The sequence below is a fragment of the Actinocrispum sp. NPDC049592 genome (assembly GCF_040675465.1).
GTDB lineage: Bacteria > Actinomycetota > Actinomycetes > Mycobacteriales > Pseudonocardiaceae > Kibdelosporangium.
Window position 1 is genome coordinate 64,522 of sequence record NZ_JBFAPA010000013.1, and the last position, 24,073, is coordinate 88,594.

General features: G+C 67.7%; 23 protein-coding genes and 1 riboswitch. Of the genes, 14 read left to right on the forward strand and 9 right to left on the reverse strand.

What is annotated here, in order from left to right; genetic code table 11:
* The first annotated feature begins 83 nt into the window (after positions 1-83).
* From AB0J95_RS29565 to AB0J95_RS29580, 4 genes are all read left to right on the forward strand, one after another.
* Positions 84-1,298 (forward strand): pyroglutamyl peptidase, encoded by a 1,215-nt coding sequence (locus AB0J95_RS29565; RefSeq protein ID WP_364764792.1) that lies wholly within the window; start codon positions 84-86, stop codon positions 1,296-1,298.
* A gap of 53 nt (positions 1,299-1,351) precedes the next feature.
* A complete protein-coding gene (locus tag AB0J95_RS29570; protein ID WP_364764795.1) occupies positions 1,352-1,639 on the forward strand; it encodes a DUF167 domain-containing protein in 288 nt (95 codons plus the stop codon).
* 62 nt (positions 1,640-1,701) lie between these two features.
* The gene (locus AB0J95_RS29575; protein ID WP_364764798.1) at positions 1,702-3,180 is read left to right on the forward strand and encodes a potassium/proton antiporter; all 1,479 of its coding nucleotides are present in this window, start codon (positions 1,702-1,704) and stop codon (positions 3,178-3,180) included.
* 40 nt (positions 3,181-3,220) lie between these two features.
* Positions 3,221-3,336, forward strand: a riboswitch (SAM riboswitch).
* Positions 3,337-3,369: 33 nt separating this feature from the next.
* A complete protein-coding gene (locus AB0J95_RS29580) occupies positions 3,370-4,695 on the forward strand; it encodes an aminotransferase class V-fold PLP-dependent enzyme (RefSeq protein ID WP_364764801.1) in 1,326 nt (441 codons plus the stop codon).
* Here AB0J95_RS29580 and AB0J95_RS29585 read toward each other — a convergent pair.
* The 3 genes from AB0J95_RS29585 to AB0J95_RS29595 form a co-directional block, all read right to left on the reverse strand.
* Positions 4,692-5,591 carry an RNA polymerase subunit sigma-70 gene (locus tag AB0J95_RS29585; RefSeq protein WP_364764804.1) on the reverse strand — a complete coding sequence of 300 codons (900 nt, stop codon included), beginning with the start codon at positions 5,589-5,591 and terminating at the stop codon, positions 4,692-4,694. The genes AB0J95_RS29580 and AB0J95_RS29585 overlap by 4 nt on opposite strands.
* 31 nt (positions 5,592-5,622) lie before the next feature.
* The gene (locus AB0J95_RS29590) at positions 5,623-5,895 is read right to left on the reverse strand and encodes a hypothetical protein (protein WP_364764807.1); all 273 of its coding nucleotides are present in this window, start codon (positions 5,893-5,895) and stop codon (positions 5,623-5,625) included.
* A gap of 540 nt (positions 5,896-6,435) precedes the next feature.
* Entirely contained in the window at positions 6,436-6,636 is a 201-nt protein-coding gene (locus AB0J95_RS29595; protein WP_364764810.1) for a hypothetical protein, read from the reverse strand.
* 502 nt (positions 6,637-7,138) lie between these two features.
* On the opposite strand from AB0J95_RS29595, the gene AB0J95_RS29600 reads away from it, so the two are divergent.
* From AB0J95_RS29600 to AB0J95_RS29610, 3 genes are read left to right on the forward strand one after another with little or no spacing between them, the layout of a single operon-like run.
* Positions 7,139-7,951: a helix-turn-helix domain-containing protein gene (locus AB0J95_RS29600; protein ID WP_364764813.1), complete on the forward strand. Its 813-nt coding sequence runs from the start codon at positions 7,139-7,141 to the stop codon at positions 7,949-7,951.
* A gap of 5 nt (positions 7,952-7,956) precedes the next feature.
* Complete coding sequence (locus AB0J95_RS29605; RefSeq protein WP_364764816.1) at positions 7,957-8,349, forward strand: VOC family protein; 393 nt, start codon at positions 7,957-7,959, stop codon at positions 8,347-8,349.
* Between the two features lie 18 nt (positions 8,350-8,367).
* A complete protein-coding gene (locus AB0J95_RS29610; protein WP_364764818.1) occupies positions 8,368-8,868 on the forward strand; it encodes a hypothetical protein in 501 nt (166 codons plus the stop codon).
* Here the strand turns inward: AB0J95_RS29610 and AB0J95_RS29615 are convergent.
* Positions 8,865-9,701, reverse strand: coding sequence for an alpha/beta hydrolase (locus AB0J95_RS29615; protein ID WP_364764820.1), 837 nt, complete (start codon positions 9,699-9,701; stop codon positions 8,865-8,867). The two genes, AB0J95_RS29610 and AB0J95_RS29615, sit on opposite strands and share 4 nt — an antisense overlap.
* A 174-nt stretch (positions 9,702-9,875) precedes the next feature.
* Between AB0J95_RS29615 and lspA the strand changes: the two genes are divergently transcribed.
* Both lspA and AB0J95_RS29625 read left to right on the forward strand, forming a co-directional pair.
* Positions 9,876-10,436, forward strand: coding sequence for a signal peptidase II (gene lspA, locus AB0J95_RS29620; protein WP_364764822.1), 561 nt, complete (start codon positions 9,876-9,878; stop codon positions 10,434-10,436).
* Positions 10,437-10,473: 37 nt separating this feature from the next.
* Positions 10,474-11,358 (forward strand): RluA family pseudouridine synthase, encoded by an 885-nt coding sequence (locus AB0J95_RS29625; protein WP_364764824.1) that lies wholly within the window; start codon positions 10,474-10,476, stop codon positions 11,356-11,358.
* Between the two features lie 155 nt (positions 11,359-11,513).
* Here the strand turns inward: AB0J95_RS29625 and AB0J95_RS29630 are convergent, their stop codons facing one another.
* Positions 11,514-12,506 (reverse strand): AsnC family protein, encoded by a 993-nt coding sequence (locus AB0J95_RS29630; protein ID WP_364764827.1) that lies wholly within the window; start codon positions 12,504-12,506, stop codon positions 11,514-11,516.
* 145 nt (positions 12,507-12,651) lie between these two features.
* Between AB0J95_RS29630 and AB0J95_RS29635 the strand changes: the two genes are divergently transcribed.
* The 4 genes from AB0J95_RS29635 to AB0J95_RS29650 are packed head-to-tail and all read left to right on the forward strand — an operon-like array spanning position 12,652 to position 16,838.
* On the forward strand, positions 12,652-14,049 hold the full coding sequence (locus tag AB0J95_RS29635) for an extracellular solute-binding protein (protein WP_364764829.1): 1,398 nt from the start codon (positions 12,652-12,654) through the stop codon (positions 14,047-14,049).
* The gene (locus AB0J95_RS29640) at positions 14,036-14,965 is read left to right on the forward strand and encodes a sugar ABC transporter permease (protein ID WP_364764832.1); all 930 of its coding nucleotides are present in this window, start codon (positions 14,036-14,038) and stop codon (positions 14,963-14,965) included. The genes AB0J95_RS29635 and AB0J95_RS29640 overlap by 14 nt, the downstream gene beginning before the upstream one ends.
* Positions 14,962-15,780: a carbohydrate ABC transporter permease gene (locus AB0J95_RS29645; protein WP_364764834.1), complete on the forward strand. Its 819-nt coding sequence runs from the start codon at positions 14,962-14,964 to the stop codon at positions 15,778-15,780. The genes AB0J95_RS29640 and AB0J95_RS29645 overlap by 4 nt, the downstream gene beginning before the upstream one ends.
* The gene (locus tag AB0J95_RS29650) at positions 15,780-16,838 is read left to right on the forward strand and encodes an ABC transporter ATP-binding protein (RefSeq protein WP_364764837.1); all 1,059 of its coding nucleotides are present in this window, start codon (positions 15,780-15,782) and stop codon (positions 16,836-16,838) included. Before AB0J95_RS29645 ends, AB0J95_RS29650 begins: the two co-directional genes overlap by 1 nt.
* A 22-nt stretch (positions 16,839-16,860) precedes the next feature.
* Here the strand turns inward: AB0J95_RS29650 and AB0J95_RS29655 are convergent, their stop codons facing one another.
* From AB0J95_RS29655 to AB0J95_RS29665, 3 genes are all read right to left on the reverse strand, one after another.
* Positions 16,861-17,817: a chitinase gene (locus AB0J95_RS29655; RefSeq protein ID WP_364764840.1), complete on the reverse strand. Its 957-nt coding sequence runs from the start codon at positions 17,815-17,817 to the stop codon at positions 16,861-16,863.
* 34 nt (positions 17,818-17,851) lie between these two features.
* On the reverse strand, positions 17,852-18,808 hold the full coding sequence (locus AB0J95_RS29660) for a chitinase (RefSeq protein WP_364764843.1): 957 nt from the start codon (positions 18,806-18,808) through the stop codon (positions 17,852-17,854).
* A 72-nt stretch (positions 18,809-18,880) separates the two neighbouring features.
* Positions 18,881-19,483: a uridine kinase gene (locus AB0J95_RS29665; protein WP_364764846.1), complete on the reverse strand. Its 603-nt coding sequence runs from the start codon at positions 19,481-19,483 to the stop codon at positions 18,881-18,883.
* Positions 19,484-19,560: 77 nt separating this feature from the next.
* Here AB0J95_RS29665 and dnaE point away from each other — a divergent pair, with 77 nt between their 5' ends.
* Complete coding sequence (gene dnaE / locus AB0J95_RS29670) at positions 19,561-23,097, forward strand: DNA polymerase III subunit alpha (protein WP_364765483.1); 3,537 nt, start codon at positions 19,561-19,563, stop codon at positions 23,095-23,097.
* Positions 23,098-23,244: 147 nt separating this feature from the next.
* Here the strand turns inward: dnaE and AB0J95_RS29675 are convergent, their stop codons facing one another.
* Positions 23,245-24,069, reverse strand: coding sequence for a hypothetical protein (locus tag AB0J95_RS29675; protein WP_364764849.1), 825 nt, complete (start codon positions 24,067-24,069; stop codon positions 23,245-23,247).
* Between the last annotated feature and the right edge of the window lie 4 nt (positions 24,070-24,073).

Sequence of the window (24,073 nt, forward strand, 5' to 3'; positions counted from 1 at the left end):
GATGGGCGACTTTTGGCGGGTTGTGGGTGTGGGAAGTGGTCCTGCTTTGATGGCTGACTGTGAGAAACCTACTACGCGGGGCAATGACCTGCGGGATCGTCCTTGGGGCGCTGTCGGTCGCCGTGCCGGGCATGGCGGCGGCAGCCGGGCCGTGTTTCGACCGCACGGCGCCGATCACCGTTTCCGAGAAGCGACTCGACCTCACCGCACCTCAGGAGGTGTTGCAGCGCAGCGGGTTCGACCGCTTCGCGCCACGCTTCGAGAAGCTGCTGTGCGCTTCGCGGACCAAGCGCGCGGCGGAAGTGCTGGTACGCAACGAAGGTCCGGCGCTGTGGCGGGCCGCGGTCGACCGCGTTCAGGGGCGCGGGCCGGCCGGCGGTGACCTGTCCCGCGGTGACGACCGGCCGCTGTACTGGGCGCGGCTGCAGCTGACGCGGGCTTTGCGGCAGTGGACGCCGTCGTTCTCGTTACCCGCTTCGGCGCGGAGCGAGCTGATCTCGGCCGTGGAGACCGGTTCGCGCGGGCAGAACTCGATCACCTACCCGGCGGGCGTCCGGCGGGTCCTGGTCAGCGGGTTCGACCCGTTCCAGCTGGACGGCGACATCCGGCGGAGCAACCCGTCCGGCGCCAACGCCCTGGCGCTCGACGGGGTGACCTTGCAGACGCCGTCCGGGCCCGCGCGGGTGGAGACGGCGATGTTCCCGGTGCTGTGGGAGCCGTTCGAGCAGGGCATGGTCGAGCACACGTTCCTCGCCCAGCTGCCCCGCCTGGACATGCTGACCACGGTGTCGCAGGGCCGCGTCGGCCGGATCGACGTGGAGCGGTTCAACGGCCGCTGGCACACCGGCCTGGACAACGACAACATGTCCCGGGCGACCACGATCCCCATCCCGCCGGACGTGCCGACCGTGACCCCGCAGCCGGAGTTCGTGCCGACCACGTTGCCGTACGCGAAGATCGTGGCCGCCTCGACCGGCCGCTTCCCGGTGTTCGACAACACCACCGTGACCGAGATCCGGCCCGGCGAGACCGTTCCGGTGGTCTCCCCGAACGGCCCAACACCGGGTTCGGTCGCCCGTGCGGGCAGTGGGGGTTCCTACCTGTCGAACGAGATCGCCTACCGCGCGACCCTGCTGCGTGACGCCGTCCGGCCGACGCTGGCCGCCGGGCACGTGCACACACCTGTTCTGGAATTCGGCCCGGGCAACACCAGCCAGCTCACCGACCCGGTGTTCGAACAGAACCGCACCGACATCGTGGCCCAGATGCGCGCGATCCTGACGGTGGCGCTGGGATAGGGCTCTGACGTGGCATTGGCGGCCTTGCGGGCCGCCAATGCCACACTGGGCGGGTGGCGTTTCGGTTCGCGGTCAGGGTGAAACCCGGGGCTCGCAAGGATCAGGTGGGCGGGTGCTGGGGTGAGAACGCTCTCGTGATCGCGGTGGCCGCGCCCGCGGTGGAAGGCAAGGCCAACGAGGCGGTACGGGCGGTGCTGGCCAAGGCGTTCGGGGTGCGGCGCGCGGATGTGTCCGTTGTGGCGGGTGCCCGCGGCCGGGACAAGATCGTCGAGCTGCACCCGGCGCCCGGCGATGCGGCCGAACGGCTCAGCCGGTTGCTCGCCGGACAACCGGTGCCGTAAGAGAATTCCGCTCCACGAGAATCAACTTCGTGAGCAATTAGGACAGATGAGACAATGCCCGGGTGAACGGGCTGACTCTCGCCCTCGGGATCGGGGCTGTCGTCGTGCTCGTGGCCGTGCTCGCGGTCCGGGTGTCGGTCCGCTTGGGCCTGCCTTCGCTGCTGGTCTACCTGGGGATCGGCGTCGTCCTCGGCGAGGCCGGGTTCGGCATCCGGTTCGACGACGCCCAGCTCACGCAGGCACTCGGGCTGGCCGCCCTGGTGCTCATCCTGACCGAAGGCGGGCTGACCACCCGGTGGTCCGATGTGCGGCCGTCCATCGGGATCGGCATCGCACTGTCCACTGTGGCTGTTGCGCTCAGTATCGGTGTGACTGCGGCGGGTTTACATCTCATCCTCGGGCTGGACTGGAAGATGGCCGCGCTGTGGGGCGCGGTGCTCGCCTCGACCGACGCCGCCGCGGTGTTCTCGGTGTTGCGCGGACTGGGTGTGAGCAAGCGCTTGGTCGGTTCGCTGGAGCTGGAGTCGGGTCTCAACGACGCGCCTTCGTACATCGCGGTCGTGTTGTTGTCCACGGCGACGACGCTGGACTGGTCGGTTCCCGCGCTCGTGGTGTACGAGTTGCTCGCGGGCGCGGTGATCGGGCTGCTGCTGGGCTGGTTGGGCGCGGTGGCGTTGCGCCATGTGGCTTTGCCCGCAACGGGTCTGTACCCGCTGGCAACCGTCGCGGTGTGCGTTTTCGCTTTCGCGAGCGGGCAATTCGCGCATGCGTCCGGGTTGCTCGCGACTTATGTCGCCGGTCTCGTGCTTGGCAATTCCCGGTTGCCGCACCGGTCGGACACGCTTTCCTTTGCCGAGGGCCTTGGCTGGCTTTCCCAGATCGGGTTGTTCGTTTTACTCGGCCTGTTCGCCTCGCCGTCCCGGTTGTTGTCGGCGGTCATTCCCGGTCTTGTCGCCGGCGCGGTGTTGACGCTGGTCGCGCGGCCGCTGTCCGTGCTGCTCTCGGTTCTGCCGTTCCGCGTGCCCTGGCGGGAACAAGTGTTCTTGTCCTGGGCGGGTTTGCGCGGTGCCGTGCCGATCGTGCTGGCGATGATCCCCATCAGCCAAGGGGTTCCGGGTGCCCGGCAGCTGGTCGACGCGGTGTTCGTGCTCGTGATCGTGCTGACTTTGGTGCAGGGCAGCACATTGTCGCTGCTGGCCAGGTTCCTCGGGCTGACCAAGGGCGCGGAGTCGCACGAGATGCAGGTGGACGCGGCGCCGCTGGACGAGCTGGGCGCGGAGCTGCTCCAGGTCAAGATCCCCGCCGGGTCCCGGTTGCACGGCGTGTACCTGACCGAGCTACGGCTGCCGCCGGGCGCCACCGTGAGCCTCGTCACTCGCAACGGTGGCGCGTTCACCCCGCAGCCGACCACCCGGCTGGAGGAACTGGACCAGCTTTTGATCGTGGCGACACAGGAAGCGCGGATCGCCACCGAGCGCCGGATCCGGGCCGTGGACCGCGCCGGCCGCTACGCGCGCTGGCGGGGCGAGCAGGGGCACTGACTTCTCAACCGCCGCGTCTTCCGCTACTCTCGGCCGTGAAGGTCATGAGTGCCAGCGCGAAGCCCCGGCTTGCTGGCCGGCAACCCTCCTACCGCGGTGGGGTGCCCCGGGTGAGGACCAGGCCCGCCACACACCGTGGCCGGGCAAGCGCGGACCCTCGTCAGGCGGGTCCCGGACCCGGAGGACGAAATGACTCTCGCTCTGCCCAGCCGGCCTACCACCGTGGCCGTGCCCGCCGTCGTCGGCGCGGGGCTGAACGTCCCGCTGGCCACCGGCGGGCAGATCCAGTACGCGAACCTCGACCACGCGGCCAGCGCCCCGGCGCTGATCAGCGTGCAGGACGCGGTGGACGAGCTGTTGCCTTGGTACGCAAGCGTTCACCGCGGCGCGGGCTTCGCTTCCCAGGTCTCGACGCGGGTCTACGAGAAGGCGCGCGATGTGCTGCGGTCCTTCGTGGGGGCGCGCAGCCGCGACACCGTGGTGTTCACCCGCAACACCACCGATTCGCTGAACCTGCTGGCCCGTTCGCTGCCGCAGGGCACCTCCGTGATCCTGTTCGACACCGAGCACCACGCGGCTTTGCTGCCGTGGCGCGGACCTCACGTGCAACGCATCCAGACCCCGTCCTGCGCGGGCGACGCTCTGATCGCGTTGAACGAGGCTTTGTCTTCGGCGCCAGCGGGTCCGCGTCTGGTCGTGGTCACCGGAGCGTCCAATGTGACCGGTGAGCTGTGGCCGGTTGCCGAGCTGGCCGCCGTTGCCCACCGCCACGGGGCCCGCGTCGCCCTCGACGCCGCGCAGCTCGCGCCCCACCGCCGCGTTGACATCAAGGCGTGGGACGTCGACTACGTGGCCTTGTCGGGGCACAAGCTTTACGCGCCTTTCGGTGCGGGGGCTCTGATCGGCCGCGCGGACTGGCTGCAGGCCGCGCCGCCGTACCTGGCCGGTGGTGGCGCGACCAAGCTCGTGTCGGACCAGTTGGGTGTTGCGTGGTCGGCGGTTCCCGAGCGGCACGAGGCCGGGTCGCCGAATGTCGTTGGCGTGCATGCGCTTGCGGCGGCGTGTAAGGTGCTGTCCTCGTGTTGGGACGATGTCGAGGCGCACGAAGTGGCTTTGCTGGAGCGTTTGCGGGCGGGTCTGCGCACAATCCCTGGCCTGGCTGAGCTTTCGCTGTTCGACGGTCCGCGGGTGGGTGTCGTCAGCTTCACGATCGACGGTCAGGATGCGGGTCTGATCGCCGCCGCTTTGTCCGCCGAGTACGGCATCGGCGTCCGCGACGGTGCTTTCTGCGCGCACATCGCCACGCGCCGGTTGCTTTCCAAGGCCGGTTCTTCGGAGCAGCGCGCACTTCGTGCGAGCCTTGGCCTGGGCAGCACTCCCGAGCACGTCGACCGCCTCGTCAACGCCTTGCGCACCTTGGTCACCCGCGGTCCTGCTCTGCGTTATCACCTCGTCGACGGCCGGTATGCCCCGGTGGAGGACACCCGGGAGTTGCCTGCTTTCCTTCAGCTCTAGGGGAACCGGTCCACGAGCGTGGGATCGCCGAAGACGGTGATGCTCTTGATTCCGTTGCCTGCGAAGGTGAGGAGGGCGACGCCGAAGGGTTCGCCCTGGTAGTAGGTCTTGACCGCGGGCTGGCCGTTGGCGTGGATGGGGGTCATGCGCCAGTCGCCTGGGTTGCCCAGAACCGTTGCCAGGTAAGGCAGACAGGTGTCGTTGCCGGCGAACCAGGTGGTCGAGCCGATCATCTCGAGGCTGGCGTCCTTGCGTAGAACGCGTTCGAGGATGCTGAGGTCCGAGGTCTCGAAGGCGGCGATGTACTGGTCGAGCAGCCTTTTCTGGTCGGGCTCGGTGGGCTCGGCGAGCTTGGCGGGTTCGACTTTCTCGAGGGTCGCGCGGGCGCGCTGGAGCATGCTTTTGACGGCGGTCACGCTGGTTTCCAGCATTTCGGCGGTTTCCTGGGCCGAGAACGCCAGGACTTCCCGCAGGATCAGCACGGCCCGCTGCCGTGCGGGCAGGTACTGCAGGCTCGCGATCAGCGCCAGCTTCAGGCTTTCCCGGTCCGCCACGATCGAGGCCGGATCCATCACCAGCTCATCGGGCACGGGCTGGACCCACAGCGCGTCCTCGGCGATCACCGGTTCCCCATACGGGTCCTCGCTCGCCGCCCCCAACCCCGACGGCACCGCCCGCCGCCCCCTCCCCTTCAAAGCCGTCAAACACACATTCGTCGCGATCCGGTACAACCACACCCGCAAGGACGCCTCCCCGCGAAACCCATCCACCCCTTTCCACGCGCGCAGATAGGTCTCCTGCACCAGATCCTCAGCCTCATCCACCGACCCCACCATCCGGTAACAGTGCGCCGTCAACTCCCGCCGAAACCCCTCGAACTCCACCGTCATACCCATCCAGACCTCCAGCGCCCCGAAAAGGAATCGGTCACCCCAGACACAACCTGCACACCCGTGCCTGCGCCCCGGCCTCCCGCCGCACGAAGCCCTCCAACTCGGCTCTGGTCCCGCAGACCTTGATGTACGGCCCCGTCCACTGCTTGCCGCGAGCAGGGGTGCCGTTGATCGTGTAGCAGCTCGCGCTGTGCAGTACGAGGTTCGTGGGTGGCGACAGCGTCCGCTCGATGTTCAGCACGAACTCTGCGGGATGGGCCGCGAGCCACCCGAGATAGCCACGGTCATCGTCTTCGAAGCGCACCATCCCGCCATCCTCACCTCTCATCGAGGCGAAGGGCAGCCCTCCGCCGCCGATAAGCCGCCTGACGACACCCATTGGAGCAGTACTTACGCGGCCGACCAGTCCGCGGCCAGAGAATGGGGCAAGGACACTGCGCACAAATATGAACGTCGATCCTCGTCGCGTTGTGATGGTCTGACCAGCCATGTAGCTCGCAGAAGGTCAGCGGCGGAAGATCATCCGGTAGTTCCATGACAAGACGCCGGATATTGTCGGGAATCGCTGTGAGATCAGTGCCCCCATAGTCGTTCACGTCCGCTGACAGTCGGCTCCGCAGTGCTGCCAATGCCCGCGTCTCCTGGTTAACCGATTTCTTGAGGAAGAAGCGGGATCTGCCCGAGATCTCCTCGTGCGTGCGTGGGACACCGTCTTCGAGGCCGAACCGAATGGAGACGAACCATACGTCGCCATATGGCAACGTCGCAAGGGCCTGGCGTAGCTGGGCAAGGAGCTGCCTGGCGGCCAGCTATTTGGTCGGATCGGGCAGTGCTCGGCGCTGTTTGGTCAACGGTCCTCCTCCCGCTTGGTGACATTGTGGCGCTGCGGCAGCCGCTCAGTCAGTCGACGGAAGAATGTGCCACCTCCATTGAGCACCGTCGGCACATCCTCCGGTCGCGCGCGGACCAGAGCGATGATCCATGCTATGCCCAGAACGACGATGGGCAGTAGAAGCGGAGACAGCAGCAACAGCGTTGAATTCGGCATCAGCGGTCCTCCGGGCATGACAAAACAGCCAACGGTTCGGTCGGCGAGGGCGGTGGCAAACAAAAAGCCCCAGCCGATTGGCTAGGGCTTGGGCACAGCTGTGCCCGAGAGCGGCCACACTAGCACAACGCACAATCAGTCAATGCTGGAAGTACCTGGAACCAGTTTCCGCAGGTAGCGCCCGAATTCAACTCATGTCAACCGTTTCGTAACGCCTAGCGCCCGTCTCGAGGACTTTGGCGAGGTAGCGAGCATGAAGCCGAATTCGGATCTCCTTGGGCTGGGACCGCTGCAAGCCCGGTTGATGGGGATGTCGTCGGCTACGAGGAGCGCGGAGGCTCGGCGGACGTGGGTGAGATCTTGGTACGGGAGGGCCTTGCGGAGCGCGATCAGGGGGCTCGACCAGGGGCAGTTCACTGGATGGATGGTTTTCTGGGGTGTAGATGCGTTGGGGCGAGCCATGTGCTGTGCCAGGCCGTGGTCTGCGCCTATGGTCGGGGATGTGGAGCGGGTGGGGCTTGGGTGGGCGGCGCGGGCGGCGCATCCCGCGTTGCGGCAGCTTGTGCGGAGGTATGTGGGGTATACGCAGGACAACGTCACTCTGCCGGTGCATCGGGGGCTGCCTGGACGGTCGATCACGTTCATCGTCAGTCTGGCGGCGCCGATACGCCTCCTCGACGGGCCCGCGTTCCAGGGGGTGGTGGGTGGGTTGCACATGGCTCCGTCGTTGATCGAACAGGACCGCTACCAGCAGGGACTCCAGCTCGACCTGAACCCGCTCGGCGCCCGCGCCCTGCTCGGTGTCCCGGCCAAAGAGCTCGCGAAAGACGTCGTCGACCTCGGCGACCTGCCGGTGACCTGGGCGAAGACCCTCCCGGAGCGGCTGAAAGACCGAGGCACGTGGGCCGAGCGGTTCGACCTGCTCGACGAGGTGCTCACCCACGCCCTCAAACCCGTCACGCTGCTCAGCGAGGTCCAGTGGGCCTGGCAACGCATGGTCCGCAGCCAGGGCGTCACCCCGGTCACCGAGCTGGCCGGGGAGGTCGGCTGGAGCCGCCGCCACTTCACCGAACGGTTCGCCCGGGAGGTCGGCCTCGGCCCCAAGCAGGTGTCCCGGCTGATCCGGTTCGAACGCGGCCGCGACCTGCTGCGCGCCGGACACACGCTGGCCGACGTGGCCGCGCTCGCCGGGTACTACGACCAGGCGCACCTCAGCAACGAGTGGCGTGCGCTGGCGGGCTGCACGCCCACCGAGTGGATCCGCGAGGAGCTCCCGTTTCTCCAAGACATCACCGGTCCAGGGCGGACAGAGTGATCCCCATGAGCGACAACAACAATCCAGGTGTGTGGCCGTGCGTGATCTACCGGGACGCCGAGAAGGCCCGGGTCTTCCTCACCGAGGTCTTCGGGTTCACCGAGACCCTCACCGTCCGCGACGGTGACACGATCGCGCACGCCGAGGTGAAGTGGCCGGAGGGCGGCGGCGTGATGTACGGGTCCGGCAAGGGGCATCCCGACTGGCCGCAACCCGTTCCGGGCACGCAGTGGATCTGTGTGTACACAAAGGACCCGGACGCGGTGTACGAACGCGCCCGCGAGGCCGGGGCGAACATCGTCTTGGCCCCGTACGACGCCGAATACGGCGCCCGCAACGTGGGGATCGCCGACTCCGAGGGGAATGTCTGGACGTTCGGCACGTACGCGGGCGCCTGATCGTCGATACTGCTGGACATGTACTACCCACCACAGCAGCAGTTCCCGGCCAAACCCAGCAACGCGATGGCGTACGCGTCGGCGATCCTGTTCGGGATGTGCTCGGTGCTCACCCTCGTCGTCGCGCTGATCTCCTGGGACGGCCGGACCAGGAACGTCAACGTGCTGGTCTCCGTGCCCGGCATGGCGTTGAGCGAGGACATCACCGGCAACGTGGACTTCGCCATCACGGTGAGCATGATCATCATGGGCGTGACCGCGCTGCTGGCGCTGCTGCTGGCGTTCCGGCTGTGGCTCGCCCGCGTGCTGCTGGGGATCGTGGGCGGGATCGTGGTGCTGTACTTCGTCTACGCGCTGATCAAGCTGGTGGCCGACGGCGGCGGGGACTACGCCGCGCCGTTGGTGCTGTCGCTGCTGCTCTGGCTGGTCGCGGAGGTGATGACGCTGCTCCCGTTGACCAAACAGGCGATGCGGCAGCCCGGCGTGGCGCAGGCCCCGGCGCCGTACCCGTATTACTAGGACCTGAGGAACGCCAGCAGTTCCGCGTTGAACACCTCGGCGTGCGTGACGTTCAACCCGTGCGGCGCCTCGGGAACGATCACCAGCTTGCTGTCCGGGATCGCCTCGGCGGTGCGCCTGCCGCTGACCTCGACCGGCACGATCGCGTCCGAGTCGCCGTGGATGACCAGCGTCGGGATGGTGAACGCCTTGAGGTCGTCGCGGAAGTCGGTGTTCGTGAACGCCGTGGTGCAGTCCAGCGTTCCCTTGGGGGAGGCGAACTTCGCGATGTCCACATTGTACTGGCGGGTCGCCTCGCTGACGAGGTCCTTGCGGTCGCCCACGGCGAAGAAGTTCGTGACGAACTGGTCGACGAACGCGACCCGGTCACCGCGGATGCCGTCGTGGAACGCGGTCAGCGTCGCCTGGTCGATGCCGCCGTCCGGGTTGTCGTCGGTGATGCGCAGGAACGGCGGCACGGCGGCGGCGAACACCGCCTTGGAGATCCGGTCGGCGCCGTACCGGCCGAGGTAGCGCGCCACCTCGCCGCCGCCCATCGAGAACCCGACCAGCGTGACGTCGGTCAGGTCCAGGGTCTCCAGCAGGACGTGCAGGTCGGAGGCGAACGTGTCGTAGTCGTAGCCGCCGAACGGCTGCGACGACCAGCCGAAGCCGCGGCGGTCGTAGGTGATGACCCGGTAGCCCTCGTCGACCAGCGCGGGTACCTGCTTCTCCCACGACCGGCCGGACAGTGGCCAGCCGTGGATCAGCACGACGGGCCGGCCGGATCCGTGGTCCTCGTAGTAGATCTCAACGGGGGTGCCGTTGTCGTCGCCGACCTTGAGGCTTGGCATGGTGGGTCCTTTCGCGAAAGGGCTGTCCTCGACCGCCGACACTAGCCTCGGACCGGGCCAATCGCCCGTGGCACGAAGTCGCCATGCTGCTGGGCAGGACCTCGTTCTGATCGTTCCCGGCGATCAATGACCGGGGTGTGCGTGCTGCCCGCGGCGGCCATGGACAATGGCCTGGTGAGTACCGAGAGCACGCCGGAGGTGACCGAGCCGCCACGCCGGGCGCTGGTCCTGATCGTGACGGCAGTCGTGGTGTACGCCCTGGACCTGGGCACCAAGGTGCTGGCGTTGTCCCAGCTCGAGGGGCAGGAGCCGGCGCGGGTCCTCGGCGGGCTGGTCTACCTGCAGATCGTGCGCAACCCCGGGGCCGCGTTCTCCATCGCGACCGGGATGACCTGGGTGCTCGCGCTGGTCGCGATCGGGGTGGTGGTGGCGATCATCTGGATCCTGCCGCGGCTGCGCTCGACCGGCTGGGCGCTGAGCCTGGGCCTGGTGCTCGCCGGTGCGCTCGGCAACCTCACCGACCGGTTCTTCCGCGCGCCCGGGCCGCTGCGCGGGCACGTGATCGACTTCGTCTCGCTGTTCGCGCCGAACGGGCAGGTCTGGCCGGTGTTCAACGCCGCCGACTCGGCGATCGTGGTCGGCGGGATCCTGATCGTGCTGCTCTCGCTGCTCGGCTACGAGTACGACGGGCGCCGGTCGCGGGACAAGAAGCGGGAGGCCGCTTCCAGTGAGTGACCAGCGAACTCTCCCTGTGCCCGATGGGCTGGACGGGATGCGTGTCGACGCGGGGCTGTCCAAGTTGCTCGGGCTGTCTCGGACTGTTGTCGCCGCTATTGCCGAGGCGGGGGATGTCGTCGTCGATGGCCGTCCGGTGGGTAAGTCTGATCGGTTGATCGCCGGGTCTTGGCTGGAGGTGACGCTTCCGGCGCCGGATCGGCCGGTTGAGCTGATTCCTGTTCCGGTTGAGGGGCTGCGGGTCATTTTCGAGGACGATGACATCGTCGTGGTGGACAAGCCTGTGGGGGTTGCTGCGCATCCCAGTCCGGGGTGGACCGGGCCGACTGTTATCGGGGGGCTGGCGGCTGCTGGGGTGCGAGTGTCCACTTCGGGCGCTGCGGAGCGGCAGGGGGTTGTGCACCGGCTGGATGTGGGCACGACTGGGGTGATGGTCGTGGCCAAGAGCGAGCATGCGTACACCGTGTTGAAGCGGGCGTTCAAGGAGCGGACGGTCGAGAAGATTTATCACGCGGTGGTGCAGGGGCATCCGGATCCGAGTTCGGGCACGATTGATGCGCCGATTGATCGGCATCCCAAGCATGACTACAAGTTCGCTGTGGTGGCTTCCGGGCGGCCGAGTGTGACGCACTATGAGGTGCTCGAGATGTTTCGGGCGGCTTCACTCGTTGAGGTGAAGCTTGAGACTGGTCGTACTCACCAGATCAGGGTGCATTTCTCGGCGTTGCATCATCCGTGTGTTGGCGATCTCACCTATGGGGCTGATCCGACGCTGGCCAAGCGGCTTGGGATCACCCGGCAGTGGCTGCATGCGCGCACTCTCGGTTTCGAGCACCCCGCTGATGGGCGGTGGGTGGAGTTCACCAGCGAGTATCCGGCTGATCTGGATACGGCTCTGGAGCGGCTTCGTTCGGAGTCCTGACTTCCGATGGCGGAGGGGTGGCGCTGCGGCTTGTTCAGGTGAACTTCAAGGCTGGGGATGATGCTGCTCTTGGGCGGTTTTGGGCGGATGCTCTGGGTGGGTGTTTCCAGTGAGGGGCCCGACCTATGGCCTGGGTGGCGAATCGGTGGCTCTTTTTATTGCTCGACTGTCCAGGTGAGGGTTCTGGTGGTGTCGTCGGGGCGGGGGCTCCAGCGGACGGCGGTGAGCTCCTGGTTCTCTGGGAGGACGTAGACGGTGTGACCGCCTGCGGTTTCTCCCGGGGCGACGCCGATGCGGTGGGGTGGCCTGGAGGAGAGGGAGACGGGGGCTTTGGTGATGGTCTGGCCGTCCTTGGCCACCAGGACCAGGTAGAGGTCCGGGAGAGAGTTGAAGGGGTGGCCGCCCTTGTTGACCATCTCGGTGTGGACGACGACTGAGCGTTCGCCGGGTTGGAGGCGGTAGCCCGCGGCGGTGAACAGGAAGTCCGCGGGGTCGACGACTTCGACCAGCTGGATGGAGAGGTGTTCGCCCTCCAGGCCTTCTGTTTCGAGGGTGCCGCCGACCTTGCCGGTGCGGATGGGTGTGGGTTTGACGGCGTTGCCTGCGGCGGTTGTGGCTGCTGCTGCGCCGCGGTGTGGGGGTTGGTCGCCGCGGGCCCACGAGGCCGACTGTGGGGGACCCCACGTGCTCAGCACGGGGTCGGGTGGGGGCAGTGGCTGGGGCTGGTGTGGCTGTGGTTGGGGCTGCGCTGGAAATGGGTGTGATGGTGGGGGTGGCGCTGGGCGGTAGGCCTGTTGCTGGGGTGGCATCTGGTACGGCCCGGAGGGCGGCGCCACTGGGTACGGGCCTGATGGGGGCGTTGGTGGCGGCGGGTATTGGCCAGAGGGGACGTGGTAGGGCCCGGAGGGTGGTGCTGGAGGTGGGGGTGGTGGTGCTTGGGGGACCGCTGCGAGGGCCGCGCGGATGCCATTGGGGTCGCACTCCACACCGACGATGAGCGGCAAGCCGTTGGCCGACAAGGCGACCAGCCGGGAGGCCACCTCCCGCGGGTCCATACCCAGCCGGGCGGCGACCTCGTGCACCGCCGCGCGCCCCACCTCGGCGATGAGGCTGAGCAACCGGATGTCCACGGGATCGGGGGCTACCACGGCTGGAAACGCTACCTCCTCGCCCTGATCAGCGCGTGCAGCACGCCGGAAAGACCTGCACACGGCCTTGTCAATGATCACTTGGTGGCAGAAGATAACGCGACCCAGGCCAGTTGGGTGATTTACCGTATGGGAGGGCGCGACGATGCGGCTCAGGTCTCTGATCGCGGTACTGACCGGCGTGACGCTGGTGACGGCAGGGTGTGTCGGGAAGTCGGCGGACAGCAACACCGGCCAGAACGCGGACGCCAAGGACATCACCCTGACGATCGGCGCGAACGCGCTGGCCGGGGGCAAGAACACGGCCACCGCCAAGTGGATGACCGACTACGTCATCCCGAAGTTCACCGAGGCGCAGAAGGCCAAGGGCGTGACCGCGACCGTGAAGTTCGAGGGCAACGGCGCGGACGACAAGGACTACAAGACCAAGGTCGCGCTGGACCTCAAGACCGGCCAGGGCGCGGACGTGCTGGAGATCGACGGTATCTGGCTGGGTGAGTTCGCGCAGGCCGGGCAGGTCAAACCGCTGGACGACGTGGCGGGCAGGGACAAGGTGGACGCCTGGGACGGCTGGTCCAAGATCCCGCCGGCGGTCGCCGCGCTGGGCCAGTTCGACGGCAAGCGCTACGGCATCCCGACCGGGACTGATGGGCGCGTGCTGTACTTCAACAAGAAGCTGTTCGCCCAGGCCGGGCTGCCCGCCGACTGGCAGCCCAAGAGCTGGGCCGAGATCGTCTCGGCCGGTCAGGCGCTCAAGAAGCTGCCGGGGGTGACGCCGATCCAGCTCAACGCGGGCACCGCGATGACCGAGGCGACCACGATGCAGGGCGTGCTGCCGCTGCTGGCCGGCACCGGCAAGCCGGTCTACGCGGACGGCAAGTGGCAGGGCGCGACCCAGAACGTGAAGGACGTTCTGGGCCTGTACCAGCAGATCTACGGCGGCGGCCTGGGCGACCCGCTGCTGCAGCAGGAGGCCAAGGGCCGGGACAAGTCGTTCGCCGAGTTCGCCGACAACAAGATCGGGATCCTGCTGGAGAGCGACTACTTCTGGCGCTCGGTGGTCGAGCCCAAGGCGGGCGTGGCCAAGATGGCCGACCGGGACACGGCGGTGGGCTGGGCCAAGATCCCGGCCAGGACCGCCGGCGGCGGGGTCGGCGGCCAGGACTTCGTGAGCATGTCCGGCGGCTCGATCCGGGTCATCAACCCCAACAGCAAGTACCCGCAGCAGGCATGGGAGCTGCTGCAGTTCATGAACTCCTTCGACGCCACCAAGGCCAAGGTGTCCGGCGGCGCACAGATCACCCCGCGCACCGACGTCAACGACGAGGTCCTCGCCGGCGACCCGATGCTGTCCTTCGTGTCCAAGCAGGTCCTGCCGATCACCCGCTACCGCCCGGGTCTCGCCGTCTACCCCCAGGTCTCGTCCGCGCTGCAGCAGGCGACGGCGGACGTCGTGGCGGGCAAGAGCCCGGACGAGGCGGCGACGGCCTACCAGCAGGCCCTCAGCAAGGCGGTCGGCGAGGCCAACGTTGCCGGCAGCTGACGCCACCGCGGTCACCGTGGCGGCGGCGCCCCCGGCCCGCCGCCCGGCGACCGACTCGGCGGGGCTGGGCAAGGGCCGGGCACTGGGGTTCGTCGCCCCGGCGCTGATCCTGATCGGGATCTTCCTGGTCTTCCCGGCCCTGTGGAGCATCTACATCGGACTGACGAACTACACGCTCACCGGGCCCGCCTCGGTGAACCCGCAGACCGTCGGCCTGGACAACATCACCGGCGCGCTGAGCGACCCGCTGTTCGGCAACTCGCTGTGGCTCACCCTGTTGTTCGTGCTCGGCTCGGCGGTGATCGGGCAGAACATCCTCGGTTTCACGCTGGCCTGGACCATGCGCGGAGCCCGGAAATGGCTGCGCCGCACCACCGAGGGCCTCGTGCTGCTGGCCTGGATCCTGCCGTCCACTGTGGTCGCCTACCTGTGGATCGCGGTGCTCGACCGGGACGGCGGCACGCTGAACCTGTTGCTGGGCAACCCGGCCACCGCGTGGCTGGTGCAGTACCCGATGTCCAGCCTGATCGTGTTCAACGTCTGGCGCGGCACGGCGTTCTCGATGTTGTTGTACAGCTCGGCTTTGGCCGTCGTCCCACCGTCGCAGCTGGAGACCGCGCGGATGGTCGGCGCGTCGAAGTGGAGCACGCTCAAGGATGTCGTGTTCCCGCACATCCGTGGGCACGTGCTGACCAACACCCTGCTGGTCAGCCTCTGGACAGCGAACGACTTCTCGCCGTTCCTGCTGACCGCGGGCGGGCCGAACCACCAGTCGGAGACGCTGCCGGTGTTCATCTACCAGCAGGCGCTCGGCTCCGGGCAGCTCGGCTACGCCTCGGCGATCTCGTTCCTGCTGTTGCTGGTGAACCTGGTGGTCGCGTTGGTGTACCTGAGGATTCTGCGGAGGCGCACGTGACGGGCCTGGTGCTGCGCCGGATCGGGTACACCGCGTTCTTCGCGGTGGTGCTGGCGTTCTTCGCGATCCCCATGCTGTGGCTGGCCTCGGCGCCGTTCGACTCGAAGCCGGGGCTGGGCCTGCGGTGGCCGGACTGGACGTTCGCCAACATCCAGACCACGTTCGATCACCCCTACGCGTTGACCTCGCTGGTGAACTCGTTGGTGCTGTGCACTTTGGCGATGGTGATCACGACCGTGCTGGCCGCGTGCGCCGCGTACGCGCTGTCCCGGGTGCGGATCCCGGGCCGGGATGCCTTGCTGTATGTGCTTCTGCTGCTGTCCAGTGTGGTCACCGGGACCGCGGCGATGGTGCCCATCTTCGTGATGATGTACCAGCTGGGACTGATCAACTCCCAGTACGGCACGGCTCTGGTGATCGCGGGCGGGATGCTGCCCGCGGCCATCTTCATCCTCAAGGACTTCATGGACGCGGTGCCGCGGTCCTACGAGGAGTCCGCGCGGGTGTTCGGCGCCTCGCCGGGGCAGATCCTGTTGCACGTGGTGGTTCCGGTGGCACGGCCGGGGATCGCGACGATCGTGGTCTGGTCGTTCGTCCAGGCGTGGGGCAACTTCCTGCTGCCGTTCCTGCTGCTGCGGGACATCGGCAGCCAGCCCGCCGCGGTTCTGTTGCGGACCCTGCAGGACGAGGGTGGCAGCGCGAACCTGACCGTGATCCCGGTGTTCTCCCTGCTGTACTCGATCCCGGTGGTCGTGTTGTACCTGTTCGTGAGCAAGCGTTACGGCTTCCGGTTCCACGGAGGGATCAAGAGCTGATGGCCCAGATCTCCATCGACGCGCTGTCCACTGTGTACCCCAACGGGGTGCGAGCGGTGGACGGGCTGGACCTGACCATCGCCGACGGCGAGTTCTTCGCGTTGCTCGGCCCGTCCGGCTGCGGGAAGACCACGCTGCTGCGCACCATCGCCGGCCTGGAGCAGGCCACGTCCGGCGCGGTCTCGATCGGCGACCGCGAGGTCACGAACGTCGAACCGGGCAGGCGCAATGTGGCCATGGTGTTCCAGGACTACGCCTTGTTCCCGCACATGACGGTGTCGGAGAACATCGCCTACCCGTTGCGGGTTCGCAAGCAGCCCAAGGCGAAACAGCACGAGGTCGCCGAGCGGACCGCGAACAGCCTCAGCCTGGGGCACCTTCTCGAACGCCGTCCGGGCCAGCTCTCCGGCGGGCAGCAACAGCGCGTCGCTTTGGCCCGCGCGGTCGCGATCGACGCGGACGTGCTGCTGCTGGACGAACCACTGTCCAACTTGGACGCACGACTCCGGCTGGAAGCGCGGACTTTCCTCAAGCGGCTGCAGCGGGAACTCGGCGTGACGACGGTGTTCGTGACGCACGATCAAGCCGAGGCGCTCGCGCTGGCCGACCGGATCGCGGTGATGGAGTCCGGCGGGATCCGTCAGCTGGGCAGCCCGCGAGAGGTGTTCCGCAGACCCGCCAACACCTTCGTCGCCAACTTCATCGGCTCGACCCCGATGAACCTGGTCGACGGCGTGGTCGACGGCGGTCAGCTCGCCGTGGCGGGCGCGAAAATGCCGTCACCCCAAGCGCTTCCGGATGGAACCAAGGTCACCGTCGGCGTCCGCCCCGAGTACCTGTCCCTGACGACGGACGGTATCGGCATCACCGGCACGGTGTCCATTGTGGAGAACCTGGGTGTGAGTTCTCTCGTGACACTGGAATGCCCGGACGGCACGCTGATCGGCGTGACCGTCCGGGAACAGGACGAACCGGCCATCGGCAGCCGCGCAACGGCTGTGCCCGAGTCGGGCCGTCTTCTGCTGTACAGCAAGGAGGACGGCACCCTGCTAGGTTAAGAGCAGGGTGCCGGATCCCCCTTTACCCGTTGTAGCCGGCGAAGATCTTGGAGAACTCGTACGGCTGCTGGGCCACGTTCGTGCAGCGGTACAGGGCGCCGTTGCACGCGTTGGCGTCCCGGCCCTGCTCCCAGAACGAGAGCATGCCCAGGTGCACCGACTGGGCGAACGAGACCAGGGCGCGGGCGTCCTTCTGCAGGAAGATCTCGTTCTGCGAGTCGTTGACGCCCAGCATCGGCGTGACGCCGATCTTCTTCCACGCGGCCGCGTCCGTGCCGCCGTAGACCGACTTCACCTGGGCCATGGTGGCCTTGGCCGCGGCGATCGCCTTCGCACCCTGGTCACCGGCGCCCTGGTAGTAGTCCATCGCCATGATGTTGACCATGTCCAGGTTCACGCCCGCGTTCTTGGCCGACTTGACGACGTTCACGCCGTCGGCGGTCAACCCGTTGGGCAGCACCGGAAGGGTCAGCGAGATCTTCAGGCCCGGGTGCCGGTCCTGGATGATCTTCAACGCCTGCGAGCGGCGGGCGACCGTGGTGGGGTCGGCCACCGCGGCGCCCTCGATGTCGAAGTCGACGTACTTCAGGGCATAGGCGTTGATCACGGCGTCGTACTCGGTGGCCAGCGTCTGCGGTGTGGTGCAGAAGTAGGCCAGTTCAATGCCGGACGCGCCGCCGAACGAGATCTTCACGTCGCCGCCGGCCGCCCGCAGCTTGTTGATCTCGTCGCGCTGCCACCCGGTCCGCGGGTCATAGGCCCCGAACCAGCTGGCCTTGCAGCCATAGGACGTGACGAAGCCGAGCGTGAAGCTCTTCACGCCGCCCTTGCTGGCCATTGTGGACAGTACGGGCGTCGGCCACGCGCCCATGTCCACGTAGGGAGCGACCGAGGACGCCGTGGCGGCCTGGCTCGTCCCCACCGGCAGGGCCAGCACGGACAGGGCCGCGATCATGGCCAGTGTGAACAGTTTTCTCATCGAAAACCTCCTCGAGGCAGGGTGTGAGGAAGCCTCAGCCGTTGTAGGCCGAGAAAATCTTGGCGAACTCGTAGGGTTGCTGCGGAATGTTGTTGCACACAGCCAGATCGCCGGTGCAGGCGTTGGCGTCGCGGCCCTGTTCCCAGTAGGACAGCATGCCCAGGTGCACCGACTGGGCGAACGCCACCAGGGCGCGGGCGTCCTTCTGGTAGAAGATCTCGTCGCCCGAGTCGTTCACGCCCAGCATCGGCGTGACGCCGACCTTCTTCCACGCGGCCGCGTCGGACAGCCCGTACAGCGACTTCAGCTGCTTCTGGGTGGCCTTGGCGGCCGCGATCGCCTTGGCGCCCTGGTCGGCGCGGCCCTCGTAGTAGTCCATGGCCATCACGTTGACCATGTCCAGCGGGACGTTCGCCGCCTTGGCGGCCTTGACCACGGTGAGCCCGTTGGCATCCAGGCCGTCGGGCATCACCGGCAGGGTGAGCGAGATCTTCAGCCCAGGGTTGCGGCCGGCCACCACGGCCAGCGCCTGCGAGCGGCGGGTGATCGACACCGGGTCGGCCACCGCGGCCCCCTCGATGTCCAGGTCGATGTCCTTCAACGAGTACGCCTTGACCACCGCGTCGTACTCGTTGGCCAGCGAGGTGACCGTGCCGCACATCTGGGCCAGCTCGATCCCGGACGCGCCGCCGAAGGAGACCTTCACGTCCCCGCCCGCGGCCCGGACCTTGGCGATCTCGGCCTTCTGCCACCCAGCGCGCGGGTCATAGGCGCCCATCCACGACGCCTTGCACCCGAACGCCGTGACGAACCCCAGCGTGAAGCTCTTGACACCACCACGACTGGCCATGGTGGACAACACGGGCGTCGGCCACTCGCCCATGTCGACGTACGGTGCGACCGACGAAGCTGTCGCCGCATGCGCGACCCCAGGAATGACAACACTCACAGCGACCGCGATGGCGATCCCCAGACGGCCAAGTCCGACCACCGGACCTCCTCAGGCAGGGTGTGAGGCGGCGTTCTCATTGGTATAGACCAAATGACCGGGAACCGCCAGTCCCTAGGGGATTCGTAGTGCAGGGTGGTGCGGGTCGTCGACGCGCACGGCGAGGTCGGCAACGGTCATCGGACCGGTTTCGCGCTCATAACGGGCGAACGCGGGCAGGCTCCACGCCTCCTCGGGCGGGGTCCGCCGGGTCAGCGCAGCCGCGGACATCCACAGGTGCACGGTGAGGTCGAACGGCAGTCCGCGGCCCAGCAACAGTTCCCCGTCGACGATCACCACGCCGGACGGCGGCAACTCAACGTAACCGGCCCGGGTCGCCCGATCGGTGGCCGCGTCCCAGAACGACGGCAGCACGCGGTCGCCGGTGAGCGCCTCACGGGTCAGCGCGCCCGCGTCGAGCCAGTCGTCGTACCGGGAATCGGGGTCGGTGCGGCCGCGTTCGAACCGGAGTGACGCCGGCCGCAGGAAGTCGTGTGCGCGCACCCGCACGGCAGGGCGGCCGAGCACCCGCAGAGGGTCGACGAGAGCGTCGGCCAGGGTGCCGGGCGAGGCCGCCGGGGCGCCGTCGACCGCCACCCGCAGGCGGCCGGGCATGGCGGTGAGACGGGTCACGATCTGCTCGACGAGAACGTCCTGCGAGACGGGTCGGAAGCGCACCGGCGAATTGTCGTACCCCGCATGTACAACCTGGGTGTCGGTGCTTGGAGATCGCTGGAAGGCGTTTAGGGTGATGGATCGTGGCTGACTCCTTCACACACCTGCATGTGCACACCGAGTACTCGATGCTCGACGGGGCGGCCAAGCTCAAGGACATGTTCGCCCAGTGCGAGCAGCTCGGCATGACGTCCGTGGCGATCACCGACCACGGGCACATGAACGGCGTCTACGACTTCTACAAGCAGGCCACCTCCGCCGGGATCAAGCCGGTGCTGGGCATCGAGGCCTACGTGGCGCCGGGCTCGCGGCACGTGAAGGACCGGGTCCGCTGGGGCGACCCGAGCCAGAAGAGCGACGACGTGTCTGGTAGCGGTGCGTACACGCACCAGACGATCTGGGCACGCAACGCCACCGGCCTGCGCAACCTGATGCGCGCGGCCAGCCTGGCCTCGTTCGAGGGCCAGCTGGGCAAGTGGCCGCGGATGGACAAGGAGCTGCTGGCCGAGAACGCCGAGGGCCTGATGGCCACCACCGGCTGCCCGTCCGGCGAGGTGCAGACCCGGCTGCGGCTGGGCCAGTTCGACGAGGCGGTCCGGGCCGCGGGCGAGTGGCAGGACATCTACGGCAAGGACAACTTCTTCGTCGAGCTGATGAACCACGGCATCGACATCGAGCTCAAGGTCCGCAACGAGCTGCTCGAGGTGGCCAAGAAGCTCAACATCCCGCCGGTGGTGACCAACGACTCGCACTACACGTACGCCCACGAGCGCGACGCCCACGACGCGCTGCTGTGCGTGCAGACCGGCAAGACGCTGCAGGACCCGACCCGGTTCAAGTTCGACGGCGAGGGCTACTACCTCAAGTCGCCGGACGAGATGCGCGCGATCGACTCCTCGGACATCTGGCAGGAGGGCTGCCGCAACACCCTGCTGATCGCCGAGAAGGTGGACACCGCGGGGATGTTCGAGTTCCGCAACCTGATGCCGCGCTTCCCCATCCCGGAGGGCATGACCGAGGGCGAGTACTTCACCCAGCGGGTCTGGGAGGGCATGCACCGCCGGTTCCCGGACGGCGTCGACGAGGTGCACCGCCAGCAGGTCGAGTTCGAGATCGGCGTCATCCTGCAGATGGGCTTCCCGGCCTACTTCCTCGTGGTGGCCGACTTCATCAACTGGGCCAAGGAGAACGGCATCCGGGTCGGCCCGGGCCGTGGCTCCGCGGCAGGCGCGCTGATCGCCTACGCGATGGGCATCACCGACCTCGACCCGCTGGCGCACGGGCTGATCTTCGAGCGGTTCCTCAACCCGGACCGGGTGTCCCCGCCCGACATCGACATCGACTTCGACGAGCGCCGGCGCGGTGACGTGATCCGGTACGTGACCGAGAAGTGGGGCGAGGACAAGGTCGCCCAGGTGATCACGTTCGGCACGATCAAGGCAAAGGCGGCGATCAAGGACGCCGCCCGGGTGCTGTTCGGCCAGCCCGGCTACGCGGTGGCCGACCGGATCTCCAAGGCCTACCCGCCCGCGGTGATGGCCAAGGACATCCCGCTGTCGGGCATCCACGACCCGGCGCACAAGCGGTACGCCGAGGCCACCGAGATCCGCACGCTCTACGACCAGGACCCGCAGGTCAAGCAGATCATCGACACCGGCCGCGGGCTGGAGGGCCTGATCCGCAACGCCGGTGTGCACGCCTGCGCGGTGATCCTGTCGGCCGAGCCGCTGCTGGACGTGATCCCGCTGTGGAAGCGCCCGCAGGACGGCTCGATCATCACCCAGTTCGACTACCCGACCTGTGAGTCGCTGGGCCTGCTGAAGATGGACTTCCTGGGCCTGCGCAACCTCACGGTGATCGACGACTGCATGCGCAACATCGAGCGCAACGGCAAACAGCCGATCGACCTGCAGACGCTGCCGCTGGACGACAAGGCCACCTACGAGCTGCTGTCCCGGGGCGACACGCTGGGTGTGTTCCAGCTCGATGGTGGGCCCATGCGGGACCTGTTGCGGCTCATGCGCCCGGACAACTTCGAGGACATCTCGGCCGTGGGCGCGCTGTACCGCCCCGGCCCGATGGGTGCGAAGTCGCACACGAACTACGCGCTGCGCAAGAACGGCCAGCAGGAGATCACCCCGATCCACCCGGCGCTGGCCGAACCGCTCAAGGACATCCTCGGCACGACCTACGGCCTGATCGTCTACCAGGAGCAGGTCATGGCGATCGCGCAGAAGCTCGCCGGGTACACGCTGGGACAAGCGGACCTGCTGCGCCGCGCGATGGGCAAGAAGAAGAAGGAGATCCTGGACAAGGAGTTCGCCGGGTTCGAGAAGGGCATGCTGGACAACGGCTACCCGAAGGACGCCATCAAGACCCTCTGGGAGATCCTGGTCCCGTTCGCCGACTACGCGTTCAACAAGGCCCACTCGGCCGCGTACGGCCTGGTCTCGTACTGGACCGCGTACCTCAAGGCGAACTACCCCGCCGAGTACATGGCGGGCTTGTTGACGTCCGTGCGCGACGACAAGGACAAGGCCGCCGTCTACCTGGCCGAGTGCCGCAAGATGGGCATCACCGTGCTGCCGCCGGACGTCAACGAGTCCGAGCGCGAGTTCGCCCCGGTCGGCGACGACATCCGGTTCGGCCTCGGCGCGATCCGCAACGTCGGCGCCAACGTGGTCGACTCGATCGTCAAGGCGCGCACCGAGAAGGGCGCGTTCGTCGACTTCTCCGACTTCCTGCGCAAGGTCGATGCCCAGGCGTGCAACAAGAAGGTCGTCGAGTCGCTGATCAAGGCGGGCGCGTTCGACTCGCTCAAGCACCCGCGCAAGGGCCTGTTCCTGGTGCACACCGACGCGATCGACGCGGTGATGGAGACCAAGCGCGCCGAGGCGGTCGGCCAGTTCGACCTGTTCGGCGGCGGCGACGCGTCCGACGACGTGGCCTCGGTGTTCGACGTGAAGGTCCCGGACGACGCCTGGGAGACCAAGCACCAGCTCGCCCTCGAGCGGGAGATGCTGGGGCTGTACGTGTCCGGGCACCCGCTGGACGGCGTCGAGCAGATCCTCTCGGCCCAGTCCGACACCCCGATCGCGGCGATCCTGGAAGGCGGCATCAACGACGGCCAGCAGGTCACCATCGGCGGCATCCTCGCCTCGGTGACCAGGCGGGTGAACAAGAACGGTGAGCCGTGGGCGTCGGCGATGCTCGAGGACCTCAACGGTGGCATCGAGGTGCTGTTCTTCCCGAAGACCTACTCGGTGGTCGGGATGAGCGTGGTCGAGGACGCGATCGTGCTGGTCAAGGCCCGGGTGGCCAAACGCGACGACCGCACCTCCCTGATCGCCAACGACCTCGCCGTGCCCGACCTCGAGGCGATGGCCGGCTCGCAGCCGTTCCGGGTCAGCATGCCCGCCAGCAAGTGCACCCCCGCCGTCGTCGCGCAGCTCAAGGAGGCCCTGTCCACCCACCCGGGCACGACCGAGGTGCACCTCCGGTTGATGAACGGGCAGCGCAAGACCCTGCTCAAGCTCGACGACGCCCTGCGGGTGACCCCCAACCCGGCGCTGATGGGTGACCTCAAGGCGCTGCTCGGTCCCAGCTGCCTGGCCTGATTCGCACAGTGCTCGTTCCGGGAGTTCCGGGCCTGTTCCTTTCGGGGAGTGGGCCCGGTTTTCGTTGCGGCAAAACGGTAATATCGATGTGGGGTCTTCGAGCCGTTGGTGTGGCGGGATTTCACGTTGTTGCGGAGGGTGGAGTGGCTATCCGTTCGCTTGGACGAGGTGGCCGGCGCGCATCAGTTCGTGCCGGGCGACCCCGGCGACGGGTGGATGGGAGTTCGCCAGCAGGGCCGTGTAGTCCTTGGCCAGCATGGTGACCTCGTCGACGGTCGGGGCGAGTGCCTTGTGCAGCAACAGGAACCCGTTGATGTCAGCGAGCTTGCCGCCCCGGCGCAACCGGAACAGGCAGCCCTCCAGCAGCATGGTCCGGTCCAGCGCCGGGTCGGCCGCCAGCCGGTCCGGCCAGCCGCCCGCGTCCAGCAGCGCGCCCACACCGTCTACTTCGAACAGCCGGCGCGCGAGGGAGGCACGGCCGGTGACCTCCTGGCCGGTCGCGATCCAGGCGTAGACCAGGCCGTCGGTGGCCAGGGGCGCGATGCCGGTGTGCTTGGCCAGCTGGACCACGAGCCGCTGCAGGTCGGGTTCGAGCTTGTCCGCGGGCAGCCGCAGCGCGAGCCGGTCGACCAGGTCGCCGAGCCAGGGCACATTGCGGTCGTTGAGCGCCTCGACGACCAGGTCGGTCACGTCCGTGCCGGTCTCGTCCTCGCGCAAGCCGTTGCGCACCACCCAGACCGCGACGCTGGACGCGCTCGGCAGCAGCGCCGCGCCCGCGACGGTGAGCGCGCACAGCCGCGGTCCCCAGAACCGCTTGGCGACGAAGTCCGCTGTGCGCAAGGACTTCTCGTACGCGCGCAACGGCTCGGCCAGCGCCTTGCGGTCGGCCGCACCCAGCTCCCGCAGCACTCGCACGACGTTGACCGGGTCACCGCCGTCGATCAGCGGATGCAGTGTTGTCCAAGCCGTCACCCCG